The 5,267-nt window shown below is 41.6% G+C and carries 5 protein-coding genes; all 5 read left to right on the forward strand.

The window, feature by feature from the left end:
* Positions 1–423 precede the first annotated feature (423 nt).
* Positions 424–654 carry a M48 metallopeptidase family protein gene (locus V5N63_RS09870; protein WP_332033815.1) on the forward strand — a complete coding sequence of 77 codons (231 nt, stop codon included), beginning with the start codon at positions 424–426 and terminating at the stop codon, positions 652–654.
* Positions 655–1,438: 784 nt separating this feature from the next.
* Positions 1,439–1,825, forward strand: a complete 387-nt coding sequence (locus V5N63_RS09875) for a hypothetical protein (protein ID WP_034871896.1) — start codon at positions 1,439–1,441, stop codon at positions 1,823–1,825.
* 19 nt (positions 1,826–1,844) lie between these two features.
* Positions 1,845–2,468 carry a DUF3347 domain-containing protein gene (locus tag V5N63_RS09880; protein ID WP_332033809.1) on the forward strand — a complete coding sequence of 208 codons (624 nt, stop codon included), beginning with the start codon at positions 1,845–1,847 and terminating at the stop codon, positions 2,466–2,468.
* Between the two features lie 14 nt (positions 2,469–2,482).
* The gene (locus V5N63_RS09885; protein ID WP_031504500.1) at positions 2,483–3,766 is read left to right on the forward strand and encodes an efflux RND transporter permease subunit; all 1,284 of its coding nucleotides are present in this window, start codon (positions 2,483–2,485) and stop codon (positions 3,764–3,766) included.
* Positions 3,767–3,768: 2 nt separating this feature from the next.
* On the forward strand, positions 3,769–5,267 hold a 1,499-nt coding region (locus tag V5N63_RS09890), incomplete at its 3' end, for an efflux RND transporter permease subunit (RefSeq protein ID WP_332033810.1).

Below are 5,267 nucleotides of genomic sequence, written 5' to 3' on the forward strand. Positions count from 1 at the left end.
GAAATAAAAGCTACGTCTATGTTGTGAATGTTCTCGATGTTGATGAAGTAGACAGAAGAGCACGCAAGAAAGAACATAATGAAACCGATAATTCCGAGGTCGGAAAGTTACCGTACAGGTTTCCAAATTAGTAATCATTTTCTTTGAAATCAGCCATAAAATTTACCTTTCAAAAAAGCGGTGTCAAAAGCATCGCTTTTCCTTATTTTGTGGCAGTAAGGGCAGTAACCACTTTTGGGCAAAAAACTTTTTTTTATTTTTTCTTGAAAAAAAACATATTACTTCGACCACTTCCGACGCAAACTAAAATAGCCGTTTCTTTATTCTGCATTCTACTTTATAAAATTAATAGGTAAATTTTTCATTTAAAAAATAAAATTTTTCTTTTGCTAAAGTTTGCTTACGTCCTTACTCCTACCAGACATGGTAATAAAATGGATGGAAAAAAGATGGGGCAGCTGTACATGCAATGGAAAAATCACACTTAACACCGAATTGGTAAAAGCACCAAAAGTCTGTATAGAATATGTAATGGTCCATGAGCTTTGCCATTTGGTCATTCGCAAACACACCAAAGATTTTTACGACCTCCAGGCAAAAATATTCCCCGACTGGCAAAAATGGAAAGAAAAACTGGAAAAAACACTGGCTTAAACTCGCAAAAAGACCTTTTCTAATGATACACCCTTACCAATTTCTAAACGGTTAATCTCTGGGATTTGTGGAATGACATACTATGGTAATAAACACGAAGAAAATAGAACTTCAAAAATAATTTCCTACATTTGTACTGTTCTACTTTATAATGCACGTTAATTTAAAAATACTATTCCTTTCCTTTACACTCGCGTTATTTCTGGCGCCGGGGATTTCCTTAGCTTGCAGCAAAAAGGATAAGCAGGTTTTTAAATCAGAGGCGCATGCTGAAACTTTCATCAAACAGTCATTCGCGAAATTTCATCCGTCTTGCGACAGCGGCTATTGCAAAGACGAGTGCTGTCATCCAAAATCGCATAATTGTCAAACGGAAGGGTGCTCAGGAAACTGCAGCGGCAACCTTTGCAGTTCTGCTCAATACTCCCTTTTAGCCTACAGTAATTTCTTAGAGGATTCCAAAACTGAAGCCTCCGGCTACTATAGCAACAATTCCAATTTCTATTATCAGAATCCCCATTATTCCGGGGGATTCCATACCATTTGGCAACCGCCAAAAATAGGTTAATACCTCTTTTTTACAGCCTGAATTATGTCTTGTCGTGAAGTGTTTTCCCTGATGACTTATCAGCGCTGTATATTCCTTTGAACATCAACTTTTCCTTTAAAAGTAAATCTTTCATAAAAGATTTTCCTTTTGGAGCAAGGACAATTTGAAGATCAGGATACCCGTAATCAGTTTCTAAACACTGAGACTCAAAATTAACCTATAATCTAAAATTTAATGAAGAATATTCTTTTAGGAATACTAGCTTTTGTAGCAGTGTTCCTCGTTTCCTGCACCAATTCAAAAGCAGAAACTACCCAAATTACCAATGCACAGTTCAAGACCGGCGACATTGTTCCCCACGACCAGGTCTGTATGGTAAACAACGCCTACATGGGCAAAAAGCAGCTTGAAGTAAAGCATGACGGCAAAACCTACTACGGTTGCTGCGAAAACTGCAAACTCAGAATCCCGCAGGAAGAAAATGCTCGCATGGCGTATGATCCGATATCTCATCAACTCATCGATAAAGCAACCGCAATTATTGCAATCTCTGATAAAAATGATAATGTCGTGTACTTCGAAAATAAAGCAAACTACGAAGCCTTTTTTAATAATAAATAACCTTTAAACTTATAAAATAATGAAAACAATACTATTCAGCCTTTTGGCAATCTGCACTTTTGCACTCTCTTCCTGTAAAGAAAACAAAGAACAGAAAAGCACCACTGAAACATCCATGCAGCATGATATGAACATGATGTCTGACAGTTCAGCGATGGGCGATATGCCTATGGATGGAAAGGTAACCGTGATCGACGCAAAAAAATCTTCCGCAAATCTTACAGAACTCTATTCCCATTACACCCACCTTACATTCGCGTTGTCCGGTGATGATGATAAAGAAGCGGTAAGTGCAGCAAAAGGAATCCTGGCTTCCTTTCCTAAAATAGACAAAAACGCATTGTCCGCTGAACAGAAGAAAGAATTTGCGGAACTGGAATCCAGCATCAGGGAACACGCCGAGCATATTGCGGATAATGCCGGAAAGATTGATCACCAGCGCGAACATCTGGATTTAATGAGTGAAGATTTTTACGACCTGCTGAAAGATTTCGGAACTCCAAAACCGGTGTACAAAGTATTCTGCCCGATGTATAATGATAACAAAGGGGCCTTCTGGCTTAGCGATTCACGTGAGGTGAAGAATCCTTATTACGGCAAAGAAATGCTTTCATGTGGCGAAGTTCAGGAAGAAATTAAGTAAAACCGTACAGAACCATGATTCAAAATTTAATCAAACTGTCCCTCCGCAACAGGTATTTCGTTTTGCTGATAGCAATCGGCCTTTTTATCTGGGGTATTTTTGCGGTAAGGGACAATCCCATCGATGCAATTCCGGATCTGAGTGAGAACCAGGTCATCGTTTTTACGGAGTGGATGGGCAGAAGTCCCCAGATTATTGAAGATCAGGTGACTTTCCCGCTGGTCAGCAACCTTCAGGGCATTCCGAAAATTAAGAACATCCGCGCCTCTTCCATGTTTGGGATGAGCTTCGTGTATGTTATTTTCGAAGATAACGTGGACATTTACTGGGCCAGAACCAGGGTAATGGAACGGCTCAATTATGCGCAGCGCTTACTCCCGCAGGATGTTACCCCTACTCTCGGACCGGATGGCACCGGTGTAGGTCACGTCTTCTGGTATCATTTCGATGCACCCAAAATGGATTTGGGAGACCAGCGTGCCCTCCAGGACTGGTACGTCAAGTTTGCCCTGCAGACGGTTCCCGGTGTGGCGGAAGTAGCCTCCTTTGGCGGCTTCGAAAAACAGTACCAACTCATTGTAGATCCTGTAAAACTCCAGTACTATAACGTATCCCTCATGGATGTTATGAACAAAGTGAAAGCCAACAATAATGATGTGGGCGGACGTAAATTTGAGATGGCCGATATGGCCTATATCATTCGCGGCCTGGGTTATATCAAGAACGTAGCCGATATCGAAGAAATTGCTTTGGGAAATTACAACGGAATTCCTGTGCGGGTTAAAGACATTGGTTCTGTACAGATGGGTGGTGATTTGCGTCTGGGTATTTTTGATGCAGACGGTGAAGGCGAAGTCGTGGGCGGTATCGTAGTGGCACGGTATGGCGAAAATGCAGATAAGGTCATCAACGATGTGAAAGAGAAAATGAAGGACGTTGAAAAAGGACTCCCTGAAGGCGTCACCTTCAAGACATCGTACGACCGCAGTACGCTGATTGAAGGGGCAATAGACAATATTAAAACCAAGCTGATTGAAGAAATTATCGTGGTAGCAATCATTGTTATTCTGTTCCTGTTCCACTGGCGAAGTGCATTGAGCATCATTATTCAGATTCCGGTCACCATTGCCATCAGTTTTATTCTGCTCAATGCGTTTGGACTTTCTTCCAATATCATGTCCCTTACAGGAATTGCGCTGGCAATTGGGGTGATCGTGGATAACGGAATTATCATGTCCGAAAATGCGTATAAAAATCTCTCCGATTGGCAGAACCATCAACAAAATAAAAACCCATAACAATGAAAACCAACTGGTTAAAAAATATATTCAGAAAAAAGGATAAGGAGAAAGAACGTTACGTTAAGATTCCCGAAGACATTCGGATGAAGATTATCGAAAAATCATCCTTACAGGTATCCAGAGGCGTATTTTTCTCTACGGTGATTATCGTGGTTTCCTTTCTCCCCGTATTTATGTTGACAGGTCAGGAAGGGAAACTTTTTCACCCGCTGGCATACACTAAAACCTTCATACTGATCGTCGATGCAATCCTGGTGCTTACCCTTGCGCCGGTACTCATCTCATTTTTCATGAAGGGAAAATTTAAAGACGATAATAAAAACCCGATAAACAGGGGCTTGGAACGGATTTACGAACCGCTGATAAGATGGTGCATGAAATGGAAAAAAACGACGCTGGGCATTAACATTTTGGCCCTGCTCATCAGTATTCCAATGATTATGAACCTTGGACGTGAATTTATGCCGCCTTTGGATGAAGGATCCCTGCTCTTTATGCCGGTTACACTGCCCGATATTTCAAACTCTGAAGCCAAAAGATTACTGCAGGTGCAGGATAAAATCATTAAGGGAATTCCGGAAGTGGATCATGTCCTCGGAAAAGCCGGAAGAGCAAACACGGCGACAGATAATTCACCCATTTCAATGATTGAAACCATCATTCTGTTGAAACCTCAGGACGAATGGCGCGACGGCCTTACAAAAGACGATCTTATTAATGAATTGAATGCTAAACTGCAGATTCCCGGCGTAACCAATGGCTGGACCATGCCGATTTCCAACCGGATCAATATGCTTTCAACAGGGATTAGAACGGATGTGGGCGTAAAAGTGTACGGACAGAACCTGGACAGTATCGCCGTCCTTTCCGAAAAAATAAAAAAGGAGCTCACCGGTATTGAAGGAATTAAAGACATGTACGTAGAACCCATCACCGGCGGAAAATATGTGGATATTGAAGTGAAACGCGAAGAAATAGGAAGATACGGCCTAAGTGTGGATGATGTAAATGCCGTCGTGGAAAGTGCGCTCGGCGGAATGAAACTCACCACCACAGTGGAAGGCCGACAGCGCTTTTCGGTAAATGCCAGATACGGCCAGGATTTCAGAAATAATTTGGAATCTCTGAGAAGATTGCCCATGCAGACGATGGAATTTGGTTCCATTCCGCTAAGTGCAGTGGCTGACATTCGTCTTACAGAAGGACCACCAATGATCAATTCTGAAAATGCAATGTTGCGTGGAACTGTTCTATTCAACGTACGCGACCGGGATTTAGGCAGTACCGTAAAAGAAGCCCAGGCAAAACTCAATAACATGGTGAACAAAATGCCAAAAGGTTATTTCGTGGAATGGAGCGGTCAGTACGAAAACCTGATTCGCGGAGAGCAGACTTTAAAAATGATTATGCCCCTCGTATTAATCGTGATCTTTCTTTCCATGTACTTTGCATTCAATTCTTACCGCGAAGCTTTCTTTAATCTCATCAGTATTCCTTT

The sequence above is a fragment of the Kaistella sp. genome, assembly GCF_032060305.1.
Classification (GTDB): Bacteria; Bacteroidota; Bacteroidia; order Flavobacteriales; family Weeksellaceae; genus Kaistella; species Kaistella yananensis.